This window comes from Acidovorax sp., from assembly GCF_047607405.1.
GTDB lineage: Bacteria > Pseudomonadota > Gammaproteobacteria > Burkholderiales > Burkholderiaceae_C > Acidovorax.
This window is the reverse complement of sequence record NZ_JASGDA010000115.1, coordinates 1-18,170: the sequence shown is the minus strand read 5'-3', so window position 1 is coordinate 18,170 and position 18,170 is coordinate 1. Positions and strand designations below refer to the sequence as shown.

The following is an 18,170-nucleotide window of genomic DNA, read 5'->3' as shown; positions in this document are numbered from 1 at the left end:
GGGCCCTCGGGGCCATCTACCACCGCATGAGCAGCAGCAACCCCCTTCTCGACTATTCCGGCCTTCCGCCGTTCGACCGCATCGCACCGCAGCACGTGGCCCCCGCCATCGACGTGCTGCTGGAGCGCGCCAACCAGGCGCTCGAAACCGTCACCGCGCCTGACTTCCCTGCCGACTGGACCGCCATCGCCAAGGTGCTGGACGTGGCCACGGAGCGCCTGGGCACCGCCTGGGGCGCCGTCAGCCACCTCAACAGCGTGGCCGATACGCCCGAGCTGCGGGCGGCCTACAACGCCGCCCTGCCCCGCGTCACCGAGTTCTGGACGCGCCTGGGCGCCGACGAGCGCCTGTACGCCAAGTACAAGGCCATAGCCCCCGCCACGCTCACGCCCGAGCAGCGGCAGGCGCACAAGAACGCGGTGCGCAACTTCGTGTTGAGCGGCGCGGAGCTGACCGGCGCGGCCAAGGAACGCTTCGCCCAGATCCAGGAGCGCCAGGCCGAGCTGAGCCAGAAGTTCAGCGAGAACGCCCTGGACGCCACCGACGCCTTCGCCTACTACGCCACCTTGGATGAGCTGGAAGGCGTTCCCGCCGACGTGCAGCAGGCCGCGCTGGCAGCGGCCCAGGCCGAGGGCAAGGCGGGCTACAAGCTCACGCTCAAGATGCCGTGCTACCTGCCCGTCATGCAGTTCGCAGCCCGCAGCAGCCTGCGCGAAAAGCTCTACCGCGCCTACGTCACCCGCGCGTCCGACCAGGCCGAGGGCGATGCGCGCAAGTACGACAACACCGCGCTCATCCGCGAGATCCTGGCCCTGCGCCAGGAAGAAGCCCGACTGCTGGGCTACGCCAACTTCGGCGAAGTCTCCGTCGTGCCCAAGATGGCCGAGTCGCCCGCCGAGGTCGTGCGCTTCCTGCGCGACCTGGCCCGCCGCGCCCGCCCCTATGCCGAGAAGGACGTGGCCGACCTGCGCGCCTTCGCGGCGGAACACCTGGGCCTGACCAACCCGCAAGCCTGGGACTGGCCCTACGTCTCCGAAAAGCTCAAAGAAGCGCGCTACGCCTTCAGCGAGCAGGAGGTCAAGCAGTACTTCACCGCGCCCAAGGTGCTGGCGGGCCTGTTCAAGATCATCGAGACGCTGTTCGAGGTGGCGATCCGCCGCGACACGGCCCCCGTGTGGAACCCCGCCGTGGAGTTCTACCGCATCGAGCGCAACGGCCAGCTCGTCGGCCAGTTCTACCTGGACCAGCCCGCCCGCACTGGCAAGCGCGGCGGCGCCTGGATGGACGACGTGCGCACCCGCTGGCTGCGCCCCGACACGGGCGTGCTGCAAACGCCCGTGGCGCACCTGGTCTGCAACTTTGCGGAGGGCGTGGATGGCAAGCCGCCGCTGCTCACGCACGACGACGTGATCACCCTGTTCCACGAATTCGGCCACGGTCTGCACCACATGCTCACGCAGGTGAACGAGCGCGACGTGTCCGGCATCGGCGGCGTGGAATGGGACGCCGTGGAACTGCCCAGCCAGTTCATGGAGAACTTCTGCTGGGAATGGGACGTGCTCAGGCACATGACCGCCCATGTGGACACGGGCGAGCCCCTGCCCCGCGCGCTGTTCGACAAAATGATCGCCGCCAAGAACTTCCAGAGCGGCATGGGCACGCTGCGCCAGATCGAGTTCGCGCTGTTCGACATGCTGCTGCACACCGCGCATGACCCGGCCCAGGACTTCATGCCGCTGCTGGCCCAGGTGCGCAGCGAGGTTGCGGTGCTGCAACCACCGCCCTTCAGCCGCACGGCGCACACCTTCAGCCACATCTTCGCGGGCGGCTATGCGGCGGGCTACTACAGCTACAAGTGGGCCGAGGTGCTGAGCGCCGACGCCTACGCCGCCTTCGAGGAAACCGCGGGCAGCGACGGCCAGCCCAGCGCCGAAACCGGTCGCCGCTACCGCCAGGCCATCCTGGAAGCGGGCGGCAGCCGCCCCGCCATGGAATCCTTCAAGGCTTTCCGGGGCCGCGAGCCCACGCTGGACGCGCTGCTGCGCCACCAGGGCATGGCCGAGGCGCCGGTTGCCTGAACACCCCGCGAACGAGGAGAATGAAGCCATGATGCACAAGCCACTCACCACGCCCCTGCTCGCGTCTGTGCTGATGACGCTGGCCTGCGCCAGCGCACAGGCCCAGGGCATTTATCGCATCGTCGGCCCGGACGGCAAGGTGGCCTTCTCCGACCGCCCTCCGGCAGAAGGCAGCGCCCAGCCCGCGCGCGCGGCCACGGCGGCGGCGCCCAGTGCCAACAGCACCTTGCCCTATGAACTGCGCCAGGTGGCGGGCCGCTTCCCTGTCACGCTCTACACCGGCAATGACTGCGCCCCCTGTGCGGCGGCACGCAACCTGCTCACCTCGCGCGGCGTGCCGTTCACCGAACGCACCGTCACCAGCAACGAAGACATCGAGGCGCTGCATCGCCTGAGCGGCAGCACCAGCCTGCCCTTCGGCACCATCGGCGGCCAGCAGCTCGCGGGTTTCTCGGACGCCGAGTGGACGCAGTACCTGGACGCGGCGGGCTACCCCAAGCAGTCGCAACTGCCGCGCAACTACCGCGCGCCTGCACCGACACCGCTGGTGGCCGCGAAGGAAGCGGCGCCTGCCCCTGCGCCCGCTGCGGCATCCGCCCCCGCCCGCCCGGCGCCAGCCCCGGCCCGCACGCCCAGCAACCCGGCTGGCATCACCTTCTGAGCAGTAGTTATTGCACTCAGTAGGCCAGGGTTTTCACGCCCTGCGACGTGCCCAGAAGGCACACCGACGCCTTCTGGTGCGCAAACACCCCCACCGTCACCACGCCGGGCCACTGGTTCACCCCAGACTCGAAGGCCAGCGGGTCGGTGATGGTGAGGCCCTTCACGTCCAGGATGTGCTGGCCGTTGTCGGTCACCAGTGGCTGGCCGTGCTTCAGGCGCAGCGCGGCCTGGGCGCCCATGGCGGCAAAGCGGCGCGCCACGTGGGCGGCTGCCATGGGAATGACCTCCACGGGCAGCGGAAAGCGCCCCAATGCCGCCACCAGCTTGGATTCGTCGGCAATGCACACGAAGCGGCCCGCCAGCGCCGCCACGATCTTCTCGCGCGTGAGCGCCGCGCCGCCGCCCTTGACCATGTGGCCCTGGCCGTCGATCTCGTCGGCGCCGTCGATATAGACGGACAGCGATTCGACCTCGTTCGCGTCGAACACCGGGATGCCCAGGGCCTTCAAACGCTCCGTGCTCGCCACGGAGCTGGAGACGGCCCCCTTGATCTGGCCCTTGATGGTCGCCAGCGCGTCGATGAACTTGTTGACGGTGGAGCCGGTGCCCACCCCCACGATCTCGCCGGGCACCACGTATTGCAGCGCGGCCTGGCCTACCAGGGTTTTCAACTCGTCTTGGGTCAGGGGGGCGGTGTGCGTCATGGGAGAAAATCGAAGGTGATCCCCGAATTATCGTTGCTCCATGTCCCTCATCCCCTACGCCCTCACCCGCCCTTTTCTCTTCGGCCTGGACGCCGAGACCGCGCACGAAGTCACCATGAACATGCTGGCACGCGGCCAGCGCACGCCCCTGCAATGGGCCTGGTGCAACGAGACGGTGGACGACCCGGTGCAGCTCGCGGGCCTGACCTTTCCCAACCGCGTGGGCATGGCGGCGGGCCTGGACAAGAACGCCCGCTGCATCGACGCCTTGGGCGCCATGGGCTTCGGCTTCGTCGAGGTGGGCACCGTCACGCCCAAGGCCCAGCCCGGCAACCCCAAGCCGCGCATGTTCCGCCTGCCCGAGGCCCGCGCCCTCATCAACCGCCTGGGTTTCAACAACGAGGGGCTGGACGCCTTTTTGCACAACGTGCAGCAGGCGCGCTTCCGATCGCAGCCGCGCAAGCACCGCATGCTGCTGGGGCTGAACATCGGCAAGAACGCGGCCACGCCCATCGAGAACGCCACCAGCGACTACCTGACCTGCCTGGAAGGCGTGTATCCGCATGCCGACTACGTGACGGTGAACATCAGCTCGCCCAACACCAAGAACCTGCGCGCGCTGCAGAGCGACGAGGCGCTGGATGCCCTGCTGGGCGCCATCGCCGAGCGCCGAGAAGCCCTGGCAAGCCAGCACGCCCGCCGCGTGCCCGTGTTCGTGAAGATTGCCCCCGACCTGGACGAGGCCCAGGTCAGCGTGATCGCCGCCACGCTGCAGCGCCACGGCATGGATGGCGTGATCGCCACCAACACCACCATCAGCCGCTCTGCGGTGCAAGGCATGCGCCATGCCGAGGAAACCGGCGGCCTCAGCGGCGCGCCGGTGCTGGAAGCTAGCAACCAGGTGATCCGTCAACTGCGCGCCGCGCTGGGCAGCCGCTACCCCATCATCGGCGTGGGCGGCATCCTGAGCGCCGAGGACGCGGTGAGCAAAATCCGCGCGGGCGCGGACGTGGTGCAGATCTACACCGGCCTGATCTACGAAGGCCCGGCCCTGGTGGCGCGCGCCGCCCGGGCCATCCAGACGCAGGCGCGACTCAGCGCTTGATGCGCATCAACAGCGGCATCAGTACGCCTGCCCAGCGGACCAGCCTGCGCGGTCCGGCCACGACCGCAGCACCCGCGACCACAGCCAGGGCCATGGGGTGTTCGCGCGCAAACGTCGCCAGGCGCAGCGCCAGGGGGTCTTCCGGGTTGACCGCACGGCCGCTCTCTTTCACCAGGGCCAGGGACTGCGCCCTTGCGGCATGCCGCGCACGCAGGCGCTCGCGCTGCTGGGCGATGCGATCCAGCACGCGCTGCTGTTCGGCAGTGGGCTCATGGGGGTTCGTCATCACAGCCGCTCCTTGATGTCGCGCCAATCCTGCGCCAGTTCCTGGCGCGTCAGGGCAAAGCCATTGCCCATGCACCGCATCACCGACACCAGCGCGGCCAGCGCACCGGCCCAGCCCAGCACCCATGCACCCGCCACGAGCCACGCAGCCAGCAAGCGGTGGGGCGTGTCCCAGAAATGCACCAGCACGGCCATGGACAGCATGGTCAGCGCCACCACCGTGAGCCCGGCCACCACGATGGTCAGCACCAGCAGTTGCCGCAGGCGCTGCTTCTGGTCCCGCCACTCCAGGCGGGCCAGCGCCACGCGGTCTTCGGCGGCGATCGCGCCCTCGATCACATTGGCGCGCCAGCGGGCCGCGAACGCGTCCAGCCCCAGCAGTGAAAGCCAGTTCATGCCCAGGCCATCCCGCAATGGTCAGCGGCGTGCCAGCAGAAAGCCCACCAGCGCGCCCACGGCCAGCGCCCCGCCGGCCACGCGCCACGGCTCGTCGTGCGCGTAGCGGTCGGCGGCCTGCGCTGCCTCCTTGGCCTGGCGGGCTGCTTCCTGCGCGGCGCGCACGGCGGAGTCGCGCACGCTGTGCATGCCGTCGTCCAGGCGCTGGCGCAGCAGCTTGATTTCTGGCACGGCATCCAGCTCCTTGCTGGCCAGCAGGCCGCGCAGGTCGGTCACCAGCTTCTCCAGTTCGCCCTGGGTCGAGGTAGTCGTTTCAGAAGTCATACATGCCTTTCAAAGAATGACGGTGATGGGGAATGGTCTTCGGTTTCATCTTAGCCGCCCGTGGCCCAAGGATCCCGTAGGACGATGGCGCAAACGGTTACGCATTGCAAAGCCCCGCCACATGCTCCGCAATGGCCAGCGCGCTCGTCAAGCCCGGCGACTCGATGCCGAACAGGTTGACCAGTCCCGCCATGCCATGCACGGCAGGCCCCTGGATCACGAAGTCGGCCGCGGGCTCGCCAGGGCCATGGATCTTGGGGCGGATGCCCGCGTACCCCGGCGCCAGCGCGCCGTCGCGCAGTGCGGGCCAGTATTTGCGCACCTCGGCATAGAAAGCGTCGCCGCGCGCCGGGTCCACCAGCAGGTCATCCGGCGAGTCCACCCACTGCACGTCGGGGCCGAACTTGGCCTGCCCACCCAAATCCAGCGTCAGGTGGACGCCCAGGCCCGCCGCCTCGGGCACGGGGTAGATCAGGCGGCTGAACGGCGCCTTGCCGGTCAACGTGAAGTAGCTGCCCTTGGCGTAGCGGGCCGTGGGCACGTGTGCCGCGTCCAGCCCTTGGATGCGGGCGGCCAGCTCTGGCGCACGCAGGCCCGCCGCGTTGACCACGGTGTTCGCTCGTAGCTGCGTACCGTCTTCTGCTATTACATTGATAGCTCCCTGTGCATACTCCATAAGCGCTAGAGGCGAATTTAATGCCAAAATCCCGCCCCCATGCTCCAGGTCGCCCTGCAGCGCCAGCATCAGCCCATGGCTGTCCACGATGCCGGTGCTGGGCGAATGCAGCGCGGCCACGCACTCGAGCGCGGGCTCCAGGGCGCGTGCCTCGTCGCGGCTGAGAAGGCGCAAGTCCGTCACCCCGTTGGCGAGGGCCTGGGCCTGGATGGACTCCAGCGCAGGCAGTTGCGCGGGCGACGTGGCCACCAGCAGTTTGCCGCAGCGGCGGTGCGGCACGCCGCGCTCGGCGCAGTAGGCGTAGAGCAGGTCCCGCCCCTGCACGCACAGCCGCGCCTTCAGCGAGCCCGTGGGGTAATACAGACCGGCGTGGATGACCTCGCTGTTGCGCGAACTCGTGCCCGTGCCGATGGCGCCGGCCGCCTCCAGCACCAACACCTCGCGCCCCTGCAGCGCCAGGGCGCGGGCAACAGCCAGGCCCACCACGCCGGCGCCGATCACCACGCAATCAACGGTATCGGTCATGGCGCCACCGCCTTGGAATCGAAGCCTTCGAGCACGTTGACGGCGTTGGTGCCCAGTTCGACCGCCGCGTAGCCGCCTTCAAGCACGAACACCGTGGGCAGTCCCAGCCCGGCCAGGCGCTCGCCCAGCCGGGTGAAGTCCGCCGACGTGAGCGCAAAGCGCGAGATCGGGTCGCCCTCGAACGTGTCCAGCCCCAGCGACACCACCAGCGCGTCGGCACGGTGCTGCACGATGCGCATGCACGCCTGCTCCAGCGCATCGAACCAGCGGGCCGCAGTGGTGCCCGCAGGCAGCGGCAGGTTCAGGTTGAAGCCCGCGCCCTCGCCTTCACCCGTCTCGTCGGCATGGCCCAGGTAGAAGGGGTATTCGGTGCGCGGGTCGCCGTGGATGCTGACGAACAGCACATCGGACCGACCGTAGAAGATGCTCTGCGTGCCGTTGCCGTGGTGGTAGTCCACGTCCAGCAGCGCGACCCGCTGCGCGCCATGGTTGCGCAGCCATTGGGCAGCCACGGCGGCGTTGTTGATGAAGCAATAGCCGCCCATGAAGTCCGCCCCGGCATGGTGGCCCGGCGGGCGTGTGCAGCAGAAGGCGGCGCGGGCACCCTGCGCCACCCGGGCCGCCGCGCTGGCAGCCGCATCGGCCCCTGCCTTGGCCGCCGCCCAGGTGCCTTCGGCCAGGGGCGTGCCGTTGTCCATGGAGTACAGGCCCAGGCGAGCCACGAAGTTCTCTGGCTCCACGTCGCTGCGCAGCGAGCGCACGGGCCAGACCGAGGGAAAGGGCTGCACGGCGGCATTGCCCGCATCCAGCGCCAGCCATTGCTGCCAGGCGCTTTGCAAGAAGGCCAGGTAGCGCGGCGCGTGGACCTGGGCCAGCACGGGCGCGCTGTCCACGTCAGGCGCCGCCAGGGCATGGCCGCGTGTGCGCAGGGCCTTTTGCACATAGTCCACGCGCGCGGGCTTCTCGAAACACGGCACACGCTCGCCGCGAAAGAATTCATGGACGGGGGCGTGGCCCTGGTGCAAGGGGTTGTGAAAGGTGAGCATGGTTCAGACACTGTAGCGGGCAAAACCAAAGAAAAAACCCCTGGGGATGCAAATCCGCAGGGGTTGGTATTGGTGGGTGATACATGGATCGAACATGTGACCCCTGCCGTGTGAAGGCAGTGCTCTACCGCTGAGCTAATCACCCGTCGCGCGAGGCGAGAGAACTGTTGCAAGCGTGGTGGGTGATACATGGATCGAACATGTGACCCCTGCCGTGTGAAGGCAGTGCTCTACCGCTGAGCTAATCACCCGTGCCGTTTGCGACAGCCCGCCATTATGGCACAGGTTTTCAGGCCGTCTGGGCGAGCCGCCAAACCGTCTTGCCGCCGCTGGCCTTGTCGATCTGTGCGAGCACGTCCTCGTGCGCCGCCCGCTCCTGCTCGCTGGCGCGCAGCACGGGCAGCGCGATGGCGCGCAGGTCGATGGCGGCTGCGACCGTGCCCCGGCCAGCACTGCCCTGCGCGTCGTCCGCTATGAGCAGCGCGTCCTGGCCGCGCGTGAGGTTGATATAGACATCGGCCAGCAGTTCAGCATCGAGCAAGGCGCCGTGCAGCGTGCGGCCCGAGTTGTCCACGCCCAGGCGGTCGCACAGGGCGTCCAGCGAGTTGCGCTTGCCGGGATACATCTCCTTGGCCATGGCCAAGGTGTCGGTGATGCTTTCGACGTAGGTGTGGAAGGCGGGGCGACCGGTCAGCTCCAGTTCCTTGTTCAAGAAGCCCACGTCGAACGCGGCGTTGTGGATGATGATTTCGGCGCCTTGCAGGTATTGCAGGATGTCTTCGGCCACGTCCTCGAACCTGGGCTTGTCCTTCAGGAACTCATTGCTGATGCCGTGGACTTTCAGCGCGTCCTCATGGCTGTCGCGGCCCGGGTTGAAGTACAGGTGCAGGTTGTTGCCGGTGAGCTTGCGATTGAGCAGTTCCACGCAGCCCAGTTCGATGATGCGGTCGCCGTTGTCGGCGGACAGGCCTGTGGTTTCGGTGTCGAGAACGATCTGGCGCGACATGGCTAGTGGTTCTCCTTGGCGTGGTTGATGGTGTATTTGGGGATCTCCACCACCAGGTCTTTCTGCGCCAGGATGGCCTGGCACGACAGGCGCGATTGCGGCGTGAGGCCCCAGGCGCGGTCGAGCAAGTCCTCCTCTTCTTCCTCGGCATCGTTCAGCGATTCCAGCCCCTGGCGCACGATGACGTGGCAGGTGGTACAGGCGCAGCTCATGTCGCAGGCGTGCTCGATGTTGATCTTGTTGTCGAGCAGCGCCTCGCAGATGGACGTGCCTGCGGGCGCGGTGATTTCTGCGCCCTCGGGGCAATATTCGGCGTGGGGGAGTATCTTGATGACGGGCATTTCAAATGTTCTGTACGTTCTTGCCTGCCAAGGCTTGTTGGATGCCCCGGTTCATGCGCTGGGCGGCGAAGGCTTCGGTGCCTTTGGCGAGGGCTTCGGTGGCGGCTTCGATGACGGCGGCGTCCTGCGCGTCGCGGTCGTGTTGCAGGGCCTGCATCAGTTCAGCGATGCGGGCGCGCTCGGCATCGGTCAGCAGGTCGCCATCAGCGTCCAGCGCGCTTTGCGTGGCCAGGAGCATGCGGTCGGCATCCACGCGGGCCTCGACCACGGCGCGGGTTTTCATGTCCTGCGCGGCAGTGGCGAAGCCGTCTTGCAGCATGCGGGCGATCTGATCATCCGACAGGCCGTAGGACGGCTTCACGTCGATGCGCGCTTCGACCCCGCTGGTCTGCTCCTTCGCACTCACGTTCAGCAGGCCGTCGGCATCGACCGTGAAGGTGACGCGGATGCGCGCCGCGCCTGCGGCCATGGGCGGGATGCCGCGCAGCTCAAAGCGCGCCAGGCTGCGGCAGTCCTGCACCAAATCGCGCTCGCCCTGCACCACGTGGATTGCCAATGCCGTTTGGCCGTCCTTGTAGGTGGTGAAGTCCTGCGCGCGGGCGGTAGGAATCGTCTCGTTTCGCGCCACGATGCGCTCGACCAGGCCGCCCATGGTTTCGATGCCCAGCGACAGCGGGATCACGTCAAGCAGCAGCAGATCGCCCGCCGCGTTGTTGCCCGCGAGCTGGTTGGCCTGGATGGCCGCGCCCAGGGCCACGACTTCGTCGGGGTTGAGGTTGGTGAGCGGCTCGGTGCCGAAGAACTCGGCCACGGCGCGGCGCACCTGGGGCATGCGGGTGGAGCCGCCGACCAGGACCACGCCCTGCACGTCGCCCTTGCCCAATTGCGCATCGCGCAGGGCGCGGCGCACGGCGGCGATGGAGCGGGCGGTGAGGTGAGCGGTGGCGGCCTCGAAGTCGGATTGTTTTACGTCAAATTGCACGCTAGCGCTTGATAGCTCTGCGCTGAATGCTACTGAATTGGAAGCAGTCAACGCCTCTTTGCAAGCCCGCGCGGCCCTGCGCACGATGGATTTATCCGCCGCCGTGACGGCCTGGGCGCCGGTTTGCTGCAGCACCCAATCGGCCAGCGCGGCGTCGTAGTCGTCGCCGCCCAGGGCGGAGTCGCCGCCGGTGGCGATGACCTCGAACACGCCTTGGGTCAGGCGCAGGATGGAGATGTCGAAGGTGCCGCCGCCCAGGTCATAGACGGCATAGACGCCCTCGCTCGCGTTGTCCAGGCCGTAGGCGATGGCCGCGGCGGTGGGTTCGTTGATAAGACGCAGCAGATGGATGCCCGCGAGCTTGGCGGCGTCTTTGGTGGCCTGGCGCTGGGCATCGTCGAAGTAGGCGGGCACGGTGATGACGGCGCCGTACAGGTCGTCGTTGAAGGTGTCCTCGGCACGATAGCGCAGGGTGGCGAGGATTTCGGCGCTGACCTCGACGGGGGACTTGGGGCCGTCGGCGGTGTCCAGGCTGACCATGCCTTGCGTCGTGGCGATGAAGTCATAGGGCAGCTTGCCCGCCTCGGCCACGTCCTGCAGGCCGCGCCCCATGAAGCGCTTGGCCGATGCGATGGTGTTGCGCGCATCCTGCGTCTGCGCGGCCAGCGCGTCGTGGCCGATCTGGCGCTTGCCGCCGCCCAGGTAGCGCACCACGGAGGGCAGCAGCACCCTGCCCTCGCCGTCCGGCAGGCATTCGGCCACGCCGTTGCGCACGGCGGCTACGAGGGAATGCGTGGTGCCCAGGTCGATGCCGACGGCGATGCGCCGCGAGTGCGGGTCGGGGGACTGGCCGGGTTCGGAGATCTGCAGAAGCGCCATGTAATCGTGTGGGTCTTGTCTTGATAAAGCCGGGCGCTATTGTCCCAGTTGCTCCCGGCGGCGCTCGATGTCGTCGGCAAATCGCGCAATGAACATGAGGGCTCTGACTTGCTGAACGGCAGCGGCGTAGTCCCCCTTTTCGTCAAACAGCCAGTCCAGCGTGGACAAGGCACGGGCGCGGGCAGCGTCCACCTCGTCTTGCAGGGCGTCCAGCGCGGGCACTGTGATGGCTTCTTCCAGCGCCTCGCGCCATTCCATCTGCTGCATCAGGAAGGCCGCGGGCATGGCCGTGTTGTCCTCGGCGCGGATGGGTGCGCCGTGCAGTTCGCACAGGTAGGCGGCGCGTTGGAGCGGGTCTTTCAGGCGCTGGTACGCCTCGTTGATACGCACCGACCACTGCATCGCCACGCGCTGCGCGGCAGCGCCCTGCGCCGCGAACCTGTCGGGATGGGCCTCGCGCTGAAGCTCCTTCCAGCGCGTGTCGATGGCGCTGCGGTCCTGCGCGAAGCGGCGCGGCAGGCTGAAGAGTTCAAAGTCGTCGGAGTGGAGATTCATACAAGAAAAAACCGCCGTTGGGCGGTTTGTGTTGGACCAGGAAGACGTAAGAAAGCCTCGGCTCAGACCCGAAAGCTCTCCCCGCAGCCGCAGCGGTCGCGCTCGTTGGGGTTGTTGAACTTGAAGCCCTCGTTCAGCCCTTCGCGCACAAAGTCCAGCTCGGTGCCGTCGATGTAGGCCAGGCTCTTGGGGTCGATGAGCACCTTGACGCCGTGGTTCTCGAACACGATGTCCTCGGGCGCGGCCTCATCGACATATTCAAGCTTGTAGGCCAGCCCCGAGCACCCTGTCGTCTTGACCCCCAGGCGCACGCCCAGCCCCTTGCCCCGGCGGGACAGGTAGCGGGTGACGTGCCGGGCGGCGGCTTCGGTCAGCGTGATGGCCATGGCGTCAGGCGGGCTGGGCGGCACCGTGCTTGGCCTTGTAGTCGCTCACGGCGGCCTTGATGGCGTCTTCGGCCAGGATGGAGCAGTGAACCTTGACGGGCGGCAGGGCCAGTTCCTCGGCGATCACGCTGTTCTTGAGCGCGGCGGCTTCGTCCAGCGTCTTGCCCTTGACCCATTCGGTGACGAGCGAAGACGAGGCGATGGCCGAGCCGCAGCCGTAGGTCTTGAAGCGCGCGTCCTCGATCACGCCGGTCTGCGGGTTCACCTTGATCTGCAGCTTCATCACGTCGCCGCAGGCGGGCGCGCCCACCATGCCGGTGCCCACGGTGTCGTCGCCCTTGTCGAAGGAGCCGACGTTGCGGGGGTTTTCATAGTGGTCAATGACTTTGTCGGAATAGGCCATGGTCTTTTACTCCTCTTTTCATAGCTGCTTGCGCTTGATGGACAAGCGCTGGCGGCCGATTTGATTCAAATTTCGATGCTCAGTGCGCCGCCCACTGGATGGTGGAGAGGTCAACGCCGTCCTTGTACATCTCCCACAGCGGGCTGAGTTCGCGCAGGCGGGCCACGTTCTCGCGGATGGTGGTGATGGCGTAGTCGATTTCTTCCTCGGTGGTGAAGCGGCCGATGGTCATGCGCAGGCTGCTGTGCGCCAGTTCGTCGCTGCGGCCCAGGGCGCGCAGCACGTAGCTGGGCTCCAGGCTGGCGGACGTGCAGGCCGAGCCGCTGGAGACGGCCAAGCCCTTGATGCCCATGATGAGCGACTCGCCTTCCACGTAGTTGAAGCTGATGTTCAGGTTCTGCGGCACGCGGTGTTCCAGGCTGCCGTTGATGAAGACCTGCTCGATGTCCTTCAAACCGTTCAGCAAACGCTGTTGCAGCGCGTGGGCCTTGGCATTGCCCTCGGCCATTTCTTCCTTGGCGATGCGGAAGGCCTCGCCCATGCCCACGATCTGGTGCGTGGGCAGCGTGCCCGAGCGCATGCCGCGCTCGTGGCCGCCGCCGTGCATCTGCGCCTCCAGCCGCACGCGGGGCTTGCGGCGCACGTACAGCGCGCCGATTCCCTTGGGGCCGTAGGTCTTGTGCGCGGTCATGCTCATCAGGTCGATGGGGAGCTTGCCCATGTCGATCTCGACGCGGCCTGTGGCCTGCGCGGCATCGACGTGCAGCAGCACACCCTTTTCGCGGCAGATGGCGCCGATGGCGGCGATGTCCTGGATCACGCCGATCTCGTTGTTCACGAACAGGATGCTGGCGAGGATGGTGTCGGGCCGGATGGCGGCCCTAAACACGTCCAGGTCGAGCAGGCCGTCTTCCTTCACGTCGAGGTAGCTCACGTCAAAGCCCTGGCGCTCCAGCTCGCGCAGGGTGTCCAGCGTGGCCTTGTGCTCGGTCTTGAGCGTAATGAGGTGCTTGCCCTTGCCCTGGTAGAAGTGCGCCGCGCCTTTCAGCGCGAGATTGGTGGACTCGGTGGCACCGCTGGTCCAGACGATCTCGCGCGGGTCGGCGCCGATCAGGTCTGCCACCTGGACGCGGGCCTTTTCAATAGCTTCCTCGGCCTCCCAGCCCCAGGCGTGGCTGCGCGACGCGGCGTTGCCGAAGTGCTCGCGCAGCCAGGGGATCATGGCGTCCACCACGCGCGGATCCACCGGGGTCGTGGCGCCGTAGTCAAGGTAAATGGGGAAGTGCGGAGTCATGTCCATGGCTTGCAATTTGCTAGGAATTGGTGGGGTGATCGCTCAGGGCGGCGCCGACCCGCAGGCCGACACCCACGCCCCGAGGCTCAGGATTTGGCGAAGGCGTTACCCAGCGCGAAGACGGAATTCGGTGCGTTCACGCGAATGGGCTTGACCACCGGCGTCGTCGAGATAGCGCGGCGCAGCACGGGCTTGTCCTCGATCTGCACGCCCTTGGCGAGCTGGTCGTCCACCAGCTTTTGCAGCGTGACGGAGTCCAGAAATTCGACCATGCGCTGGTTCAGCGAGGCCCACAGCTCGTGCGTCATGCAGCGGCCCGCTTCGCCCAGGCAGTTTTCCTTGCCGCCGCACTGGGTGGCGTCGATGGGCTCGTCCACCGAGACGATGATGTCGGCCACCGTGATGTCGCCCGCCTTGCGCGCCAGCGTGTAGCCGCCGCCGGGGCCGCGCGTGGACTCCACCAGTTCATGGCGGCGCAGCTTGCCGAACAGTTGCTCCAGGTACGACAGCGAAATCTGCTGGCGCTGGCTGATCGCGGCCAGCGTGACGGGGCCGTTGTTCTGGCGCAGGGCCAGGTCGATCATGGCGGTGACCGCAAAACGGCCTTTGGTTGTGAGACGCATCGCAAGCTCCTTGTGCTTAAGACGTGGAAGGAATCGCCTCCACAGGCTGTTGGCCCGCAAGGCACCGTCTCCGCCCCCTTCTCCGCGCAAGCCGTTGTATCGGCCTGGCAGAGCCCTTCATCGTCGGGCTGTTTTCTTGAGTATTTTGTGCGAGTATAGCACAAATCCCTATTGAATTGGTCGGGATAAAAGACCCGGCAGTCGCGTTTTACCCGTAGCTGTCCAACTCACGGCACGGCGTCGCGGCCTGGGGCGCCGAAAGCCTGGTTCTTGAGGTGCGCCAACTGGTCGCGCACGCGGGCTGCCTGCTCGAACTCCAGGTTGCGCGCGTGCTCCAGCATCTGCTTTTCCAGCCGCTTGATCTCGCGCGCCACGTCCTTCTCGGACATGTCTTGCACCTGCGCGCGCTGCATCGCTTCCTGCTCCAGCCGCTCGGCGTCCTTGCCCGCTTTTTCGCTGTACACGCCGTCAATCAGGTCTCTTACCCGCTTGACAATGCTGCGCGGCGTAATGCCATGCTCCTCGTTGTAGGCGATCTGCTTGGCGCGGCGGCGCTCCGTCTCGCCGATGGCTTTTTTCATGGAGTCGGTCACGCGGTCGGCGTACAGGATGGCCTTGCCGTTCAGGTTGCGTGCCGCGCGGCCTATCGTCTGGATCAGGCTGCGCTCGGCGCGCAGAAAACCTTCCTTGTCCGCGTCGAGGATGGCGACCAGCGACACCTCGGGGATGTCCAGCCCCTCGCGCAGCAGGTTGATGCCCACCAGCACGTCGAACGCGCCCAGGCGCAGGTCGCGGATGATCTCCACACGCTCCACGGTATCGACATCGCTGTGCAGGTAGCGCACTTTCACGCCGTTGTCGGTCAGGTAGTCGGTCAACTGCTCGGCCATGCGCTTGGTCAGCGTGGTGATGAGCACGCGCTCGCGCTTTTCCACGCGGATGCGGATCTCCTGCAGCACGTCGTCCACCTGGTGGGTGGCGGGGCGCACTTCCACCACGGGGTCCACCAGGCCGGTGGGGCGCACCACCTGGTCCACGACCTGGCCGGAGTGGGTCTTTTCGTAGTCGGCGGGCGTGGCGGAGACGAAGATCACCTGCCGCATGCGCCGCTCGAACTCCTCGAACTTCAGTGGCCGGTTGTCCAGCGCCGACGGCAGGCGAAAGCCGTATTCCACCAGCGTGGTCTTGCGCGAGCGGTCGCCGCTGTACATGGCGTTGAGCTGCCCGATCATCTGGTGGCTCTCGTCCAGGAACATGATGGCGTCGCCCGGCAGGTAGTCCGTCAGCGTGCTGGGCGGGTCGCCCGGCGCCGAGCCCGACAGGTGGCGCGTGTAATTCTCGATGCCCTTGCAGTGCCCTACTTCGCTCAACATCTCCAGGTCGAACCGCGTGCGCTGCTCCAGCCGCTGCGCCTCTACCAGCTTGCCATCCTGAACCAACTGCTTGAGCCGTTCGGCCAGCTCGATCTTGATGGTGTCCACGGCGGCCAGCACCTTGTCGCGCGGCGTCACGTAGTGGCTGCTGGGATAGACGGTAAAGCGCGGAATCTTCTGCCTGACCCGGCCGGTCAGCGGGTCGAAGAGCTGCAGGCTCTCCACCTCGTCGTCGAACAACTCGATGCGGATCGCCAGCTCGGAATGCTCGGCCGGGAACACGTCGATGGTGTCGCCGCGCACGCGGAACTTGCCCCGGCTGAAGTCCTGCTCGTTGCGCTGGTACTGCATGCGGATGAGCTGCGCGATCACGTCGCGCTGGCCCATCTTGTCGCCCACGCGCAGCGTCATCACCATGCGGTGGTAGCTCTGCGGCTCGCCAATGCCGTAGATGGCCGACACCGTGGCCACGATGACCACGTCGCGCCGCTCCATCAGGCTCTTGGTACACGACAGGCGCATCTGCTCGATGTGCTCGTTGATGGCCGAGTCCTTCTCGATGAACAGATCGCGCTGCGGCACGTAGGCTTCGGGCTGGTAGTAGTCGTAGTAGCTCACGAAGTACTCCACCGCGTTGTGCGGGAAGAACTCGCGGAACTCGCTGTAGAGCTGCGCGGCCAGCGTCTTGTTGGGCGCGAACACGATGGCCGGGCGGCCCATGCGGGCGATCACGTTGGCCATCGTGAAGGTCTTGCCCGAGCCCGTCACGCCCAGCAGGGTCTGGAAGGCTTCGCCATCGTGCAGCCCTTCCACCAGCTTGTCGATGGCCTCGGGCTGGTCGCCTGCGGGCGGGTACGGCTGGAACAGCTCGAAAGGCGAATCGGGGAAGCGGACGAAGGTGCCGTCTGGCTTTTCCGTGGTGACTTCTGTGGGCTGGGGCATGGGGTGGTCAACGTGGTTTGAGCGCTGATCGTTAAAATCGGCGGAACCCGGCACGGTACACCACGCCTGGATTCCCCGCCACTGACCACCGCTGCAACCTCACTCCCCAAGGATCTTCATGTCTCTGTTCACCGCCGTCGAAATGGCCCCCCGCGACCCCATTCTGGGCCTCAACGAGCAATTCAACGCCGACGCCAACCCCCACAAGGTCAACCTGGGCGTGGGCGTGTATTTCGACGACAACGGCAAGCTGCCCCTGCTTGCCTGCGTGCAGGCGGCTGAAAAGGCCCTGATGGAAAAGCCCACCGCGCGCGGCTACCTGCCCATCGACGGCATCGTGGCGTACGACAACGCCGTCAAGGGCCTGGTGTTCGGCGCCGACAGCGAGCCCGTCACCTCGGGCCGCGTCGCCACCGTGCAGGCCATCGGCGGCACCGGCGGCCTGAAGATCGGCGCAGACTTTTTGAAGAAGGTCAGCCCTGATGCCAAGGTACTCATCTCCGACCCGAGCTGGGAGAACCACCGCGCCCTGTTCACCAACGCGGGCTTCGAGGTCGGCACGTATGCCTATTACGACGCCGAAAAGCGCGGCGTCAACTTCGACGGCATGCTCGCCAGCCTGAACGCCGCCGCGCCCGGCACCATCGTCGTGCTGCACGCCTGCTGCCACAACCCCACGGGCTACGACATCACGCCCGCGCAGTGGGACCAGGTCATCGCCGTGGTCAAGGCCAAGGGCCTGACCCCCTTCCTCGACATGGCCTACCAGGGCTTCGGCCACGGCATCGCGGAAGACGGCGCCGTGATCGGCAAGTTCGTCGCCGCGGGCCTGAACTTCTTCGTCTCCACCTCGTTCAGCAAGAGCTTCAGCCTGTACGGCGAGCGCGTGGGCGGCCTGTCGGTGCTGTGTACCGACAAGGAAGAAGCAGCGCGCGTGCTGTCGCAACTGAAGATCGTCATCCGCACCAACTACAGCAACCCGCCCACCCACGGCGGCGCCGTGGTGGCCGCCGTGCTGAACAACCCCGAGCTGCGCGCCCTGTGGGAGAAAGAGCTGGGCGAAATGCGCGTGCGCATCAAGGCCATGCGCCAGAAGCTCGTCGATGGCCTGAAGGCCGCTGGCGTGAAGCAGGACATGGGCTTCATCACCACGCAGATCGGCATGTTCAGCTACTCGGGCCTCAGCAAAGACCAGATGGTGCGCCTGCGCAACGAGTTCGGCGTCTATGGCACCGACACGGGCCGCATGTGCGTGGCGGCGCTCAACAGCAAGAACATCGACTACGTCTGCCAGTCCATCGCCAAGGTCGTGTAAGCCGCGCAAGCCCTGCTTTGAAACAACCGCCGCAAGGCGGTTTTTTCATGGTCTTTTTGGCCGCTAGCGCTTGGCGGCCTCAAATCTGAAGTGCAACCCCCCTTCAAAATTGAGGCCCCATGACAGAGAACACCTACGAACAGCTGAGCGAGATGGAGCGCCATGCGATAGCGCTGGGGCTACAGCAAAAGCAGAGCCTGCGAGCCATAGCGAGGGCATTGGGCCGCAGCCCCAGCACCATCAGCCGAGAATGCAAGCGCAACGCGGGT

Annotated in this window: 20 protein-coding genes and 2 tRNA genes; 5 read left to right on the top strand and 17 right to left on the bottom strand. The window is 66.7% G+C overall.

Annotation, left to right across the window (positions count from 1 at the left end; genetic code table 11):
* Window positions 1-26: 26 nt before the first annotated feature.
* Together QM569_RS14100 and QM569_RS14095 are read left to right on the top strand one after the other, a co-directional pair.
* A complete protein-coding gene (locus tag QM569_RS14100; protein ID WP_414987863.1) occupies window positions 27-2,078 on the top strand; it encodes a M3 family metallopeptidase in 2,052 nt (683 codons plus the stop codon).
* A 28-nt stretch (window positions 2,079-2,106) separates the two neighbouring features.
* Window positions 2,107-2,739, top strand: a complete 633-nt coding sequence (locus tag QM569_RS14095; protein WP_414987862.1) for a glutaredoxin domain-containing protein — start codon at window positions 2,107-2,109, stop codon at window positions 2,737-2,739.
* Window positions 2,740-2,755: 16 nt separating this feature from the next.
* Here the strand turns inward: QM569_RS14095 and rpiA are convergent, their stop codons facing one another.
* Window positions 2,756-3,445: a ribose-5-phosphate isomerase RpiA gene (gene rpiA, locus QM569_RS14090; protein ID WP_414987861.1), complete on the bottom strand. Its 690-nt coding sequence runs from the start codon at window positions 3,443-3,445 to the stop codon at window positions 2,756-2,758.
* Window positions 3,446-3,485: 40 nt separating this feature from the next.
* On the opposite strand from rpiA, the gene QM569_RS14085 reads away from it, so the two are divergent.
* Entirely contained in the window at window positions 3,486-4,550 is a 1,065-nt protein-coding gene (locus QM569_RS14085) for a quinone-dependent dihydroorotate dehydrogenase (protein WP_414987860.1), read from the top strand.
* On the opposite strand, the gene QM569_RS14080 is transcribed toward QM569_RS14085, so the two are convergent.
* The 16 genes from QM569_RS14080 to uvrB form a co-directional block, all read right to left on the bottom strand.
* Entirely contained in the window at window positions 4,540-4,836 is a 297-nt protein-coding gene (locus QM569_RS14080; RefSeq protein WP_414987859.1) for a hypothetical protein, read from the bottom strand. The genes QM569_RS14085 and QM569_RS14080 overlap by 11 nt on opposite strands.
* The gene (locus tag QM569_RS14075; protein WP_414987858.1) at window positions 4,836-5,231 is read right to left on the bottom strand and encodes a phage holin family protein; all 396 of its coding nucleotides are present in this window, start codon (window positions 5,229-5,231) and stop codon (window positions 4,836-4,838) included. The genes QM569_RS14080 and QM569_RS14075 overlap by 1 nt, the downstream gene beginning before the upstream one ends.
* A gap of 21 nt (window positions 5,232-5,252) precedes the next feature.
* Window positions 5,253-5,555, bottom strand: coding sequence for a DUF883 family protein (locus QM569_RS14070; protein ID WP_414987857.1), 303 nt, complete (start codon window positions 5,553-5,555; stop codon window positions 5,253-5,255).
* Window positions 5,556-5,652: 97 nt separating this feature from the next.
* Window positions 5,653-6,756: an NAD(P)/FAD-dependent oxidoreductase gene (locus QM569_RS14065; protein ID WP_414987856.1), complete on the bottom strand. Its 1,104-nt coding sequence runs from the start codon at window positions 6,754-6,756 to the stop codon at window positions 5,653-5,655.
* Window positions 6,753-7,802 (bottom strand): histone deacetylase family protein, encoded by a 1,050-nt coding sequence (locus tag QM569_RS14060; protein WP_414987855.1) that lies wholly within the window; start codon window positions 7,800-7,802, stop codon window positions 6,753-6,755. The genes QM569_RS14065 and QM569_RS14060 overlap by 4 nt, the downstream gene beginning before the upstream one ends.
* Before the next feature lie 70 nt (window positions 7,803-7,872).
* A tRNA-Val gene (locus QM569_RS14055) sits at window positions 7,873-7,947 on the bottom strand.
* A 31-nt stretch (window positions 7,948-7,978) separates the two neighbouring features.
* Window positions 7,979-8,053 (bottom strand) — tRNA-Val (locus QM569_RS14050).
* Between the two features lie 38 nt (window positions 8,054-8,091).
* Window positions 8,092-8,808: a DNA polymerase III subunit epsilon gene (gene dnaQ, locus QM569_RS14045; RefSeq protein ID WP_414987854.1), complete on the bottom strand. Its 717-nt coding sequence runs from the start codon at window positions 8,806-8,808 to the stop codon at window positions 8,092-8,094.
* Between the two features lie 2 nt (window positions 8,809-8,810).
* The gene (gene fdx / locus QM569_RS14040) at window positions 8,811-9,149 is read right to left on the bottom strand and encodes an ISC system 2Fe-2S type ferredoxin (RefSeq protein WP_414987853.1); all 339 of its coding nucleotides are present in this window, start codon (window positions 9,147-9,149) and stop codon (window positions 8,811-8,813) included.
* 1 nt (window position 9,150) lies between these two features.
* The gene (hscA, locus tag QM569_RS14035) at window positions 9,151-11,010 is read right to left on the bottom strand and encodes a Fe-S protein assembly chaperone HscA (RefSeq protein ID WP_414987852.1); all 1,860 of its coding nucleotides are present in this window, start codon (window positions 11,008-11,010) and stop codon (window positions 9,151-9,153) included.
* 36 nt (window positions 11,011-11,046) lie between these two features.
* Window positions 11,047-11,565 (bottom strand): Fe-S protein assembly co-chaperone HscB, encoded by a 519-nt coding sequence (gene hscB / locus QM569_RS14030; RefSeq protein WP_414987851.1) that lies wholly within the window; start codon window positions 11,563-11,565, stop codon window positions 11,047-11,049.
* Window positions 11,566-11,627: 62 nt separating this feature from the next.
* Window positions 11,628-11,951, bottom strand: coding sequence for an iron-sulfur cluster assembly protein IscA (gene iscA / locus QM569_RS14025; protein ID WP_414987850.1), 324 nt, complete (start codon window positions 11,949-11,951; stop codon window positions 11,628-11,630).
* 4 nt (window positions 11,952-11,955) lie between these two features.
* Complete coding sequence (iscU, locus tag QM569_RS14020) at window positions 11,956-12,354, bottom strand: Fe-S cluster assembly scaffold IscU (RefSeq protein ID WP_414987849.1); 399 nt, start codon at window positions 12,352-12,354, stop codon at window positions 11,956-11,958.
* A gap of 79 nt (window positions 12,355-12,433) precedes the next feature.
* Entirely contained in the window at window positions 12,434-13,654 is a 1,221-nt protein-coding gene (locus QM569_RS14015) for an IscS subfamily cysteine desulfurase (RefSeq protein ID WP_414987848.1), read from the bottom strand.
* 80 nt (window positions 13,655-13,734) lie between these two features.
* Window positions 13,735-14,271: a Fe-S cluster assembly transcriptional regulator IscR gene (gene iscR / locus QM569_RS14010; RefSeq protein WP_414987847.1), complete on the bottom strand. Its 537-nt coding sequence runs from the start codon at window positions 14,269-14,271 to the stop codon at window positions 13,735-13,737.
* 227 nt (window positions 14,272-14,498) lie between these two features.
* Complete coding sequence (gene uvrB / locus QM569_RS14005; RefSeq protein ID WP_414987846.1) at window positions 14,499-16,586, bottom strand: excinuclease ABC subunit UvrB; 2,088 nt, start codon at window positions 16,584-16,586, stop codon at window positions 14,499-14,501.
* Window positions 16,587-16,704: 118 nt separating this feature from the next.
* Here uvrB and QM569_RS14000 point away from each other — a divergent pair, with 118 nt between their 5' ends.
* Together QM569_RS14000 and QM569_RS13995 are read left to right on the top strand one after the other, a co-directional pair.
* Entirely contained in the window at window positions 16,705-17,901 is a 1,197-nt protein-coding gene (locus QM569_RS14000) for an amino acid aminotransferase (RefSeq protein ID WP_414987845.1), read from the top strand.
* 119 nt (window positions 17,902-18,020) lie between these two features.
* Window positions 18,021-18,170: helix-turn-helix domain-containing protein (locus QM569_RS13995; protein ID WP_414987870.1), on the top strand; the 150-nt coding region annotated here is incomplete at its 3' end.

Bases quoted from the DNA above. Each gene is read 5' to 3' on its own strand.
- QM569_RS14080 (WP_414987859.1), bottom strand. From the start codon at position 4,836: ATGACGAACCCCCATGAGCCCACTGCCGAACAGCAGCGCGTGCTGGAT.
- iscA (WP_414987850.1), bottom strand. From the start codon at position 11,951: ATGGCCATCACGCTGACCGAAGCCGCCGCCCGGCACGTCACCCGCTAC.
- QM569_RS14000 (WP_414987845.1), top strand. From the start codon at position 16,705: ATGTCTCTGTTCACCGCCGTCGAAATGGCCCCCCGCGACCCCATTCTG.
- QM569_RS14060 (WP_414987855.1), bottom strand. From the start codon at position 7,802: ATGCTCACCTTTCACAACCCCTTGCACCAGGGCCACGCCCCCGTCCAT.
- QM569_RS14070 (WP_414987857.1), bottom strand. From the start codon at position 5,555: ATGACTTCTGAAACGACTACCTCGACCCAGGGCGAACTGGAGAAGCTG.
- iscR (WP_414987847.1), bottom strand. From the start codon at position 14,271: ATGCGTCTCACAACCAAAGGCCGTTTTGCGGTCACCGCCATGATCGAC.
- hscB (WP_414987851.1), bottom strand. From the start codon at position 11,565: ATGAATCTCCACTCCGACGACTTTGAACTCTTCAGCCTGCCGCGCCGC.
- iscU (WP_414987849.1), bottom strand. From the start codon at position 12,354: ATGGCCTATTCCGACAAAGTCATTGACCACTATGAAAACCCCCGCAAC.
- rpiA (WP_414987861.1), bottom strand. From the start codon at position 3,445: ATGACGCACACCGCCCCCCTGACCCAAGACGAGTTGAAAACCCTGGTA.
- hscA (WP_414987852.1), bottom strand. From the start codon at position 11,010: ATGGCGCTTCTGCAGATCTCCGAACCCGGCCAGTCCCCCGACCCGCAC.
- QM569_RS14095 (WP_414987862.1), top strand. From the start codon at position 2,107: ATGATGCACAAGCCACTCACCACGCCCCTGCTCGCGTCTGTGCTGATG.
- QM569_RS14085 (WP_414987860.1), top strand. From the start codon at position 3,486: ATGTCCCTCATCCCCTACGCCCTCACCCGCCCTTTTCTCTTCGGCCTG.
- QM569_RS14015 (WP_414987848.1), bottom strand. From the start codon at position 13,654: ATGGACATGACTCCGCACTTCCCCATTTACCTTGACTACGGCGCCACG.
- QM569_RS14100 (WP_414987863.1), top strand. From the start codon at position 27: ATGAGCAGCAGCAACCCCCTTCTCGACTATTCCGGCCTTCCGCCGTTC.
- QM569_RS14075 (WP_414987858.1), bottom strand. From the start codon at position 5,231: ATGAACTGGCTTTCACTGCTGGGGCTGGACGCGTTCGCGGCCCGCTGG.
- QM569_RS14065 (WP_414987856.1), bottom strand. From the start codon at position 6,756: ATGACCGATACCGTTGATTGCGTGGTGATCGGCGCCGGCGTGGTGGGC.
- fdx (WP_414987853.1), bottom strand. From the start codon at position 9,149: ATGCCCGTCATCAAGATACTCCCCCACGCCGAATATTGCCCCGAGGGC.
- uvrB (WP_414987846.1), bottom strand. From the start codon at position 16,586: ATGCCCCAGCCCACAGAAGTCACCACGGAAAAGCCAGACGGCACCTTC.
- dnaQ (WP_414987854.1), bottom strand. From the start codon at position 8,808: ATGTCGCGCCAGATCGTTCTCGACACCGAAACCACAGGCCTGTCCGCC.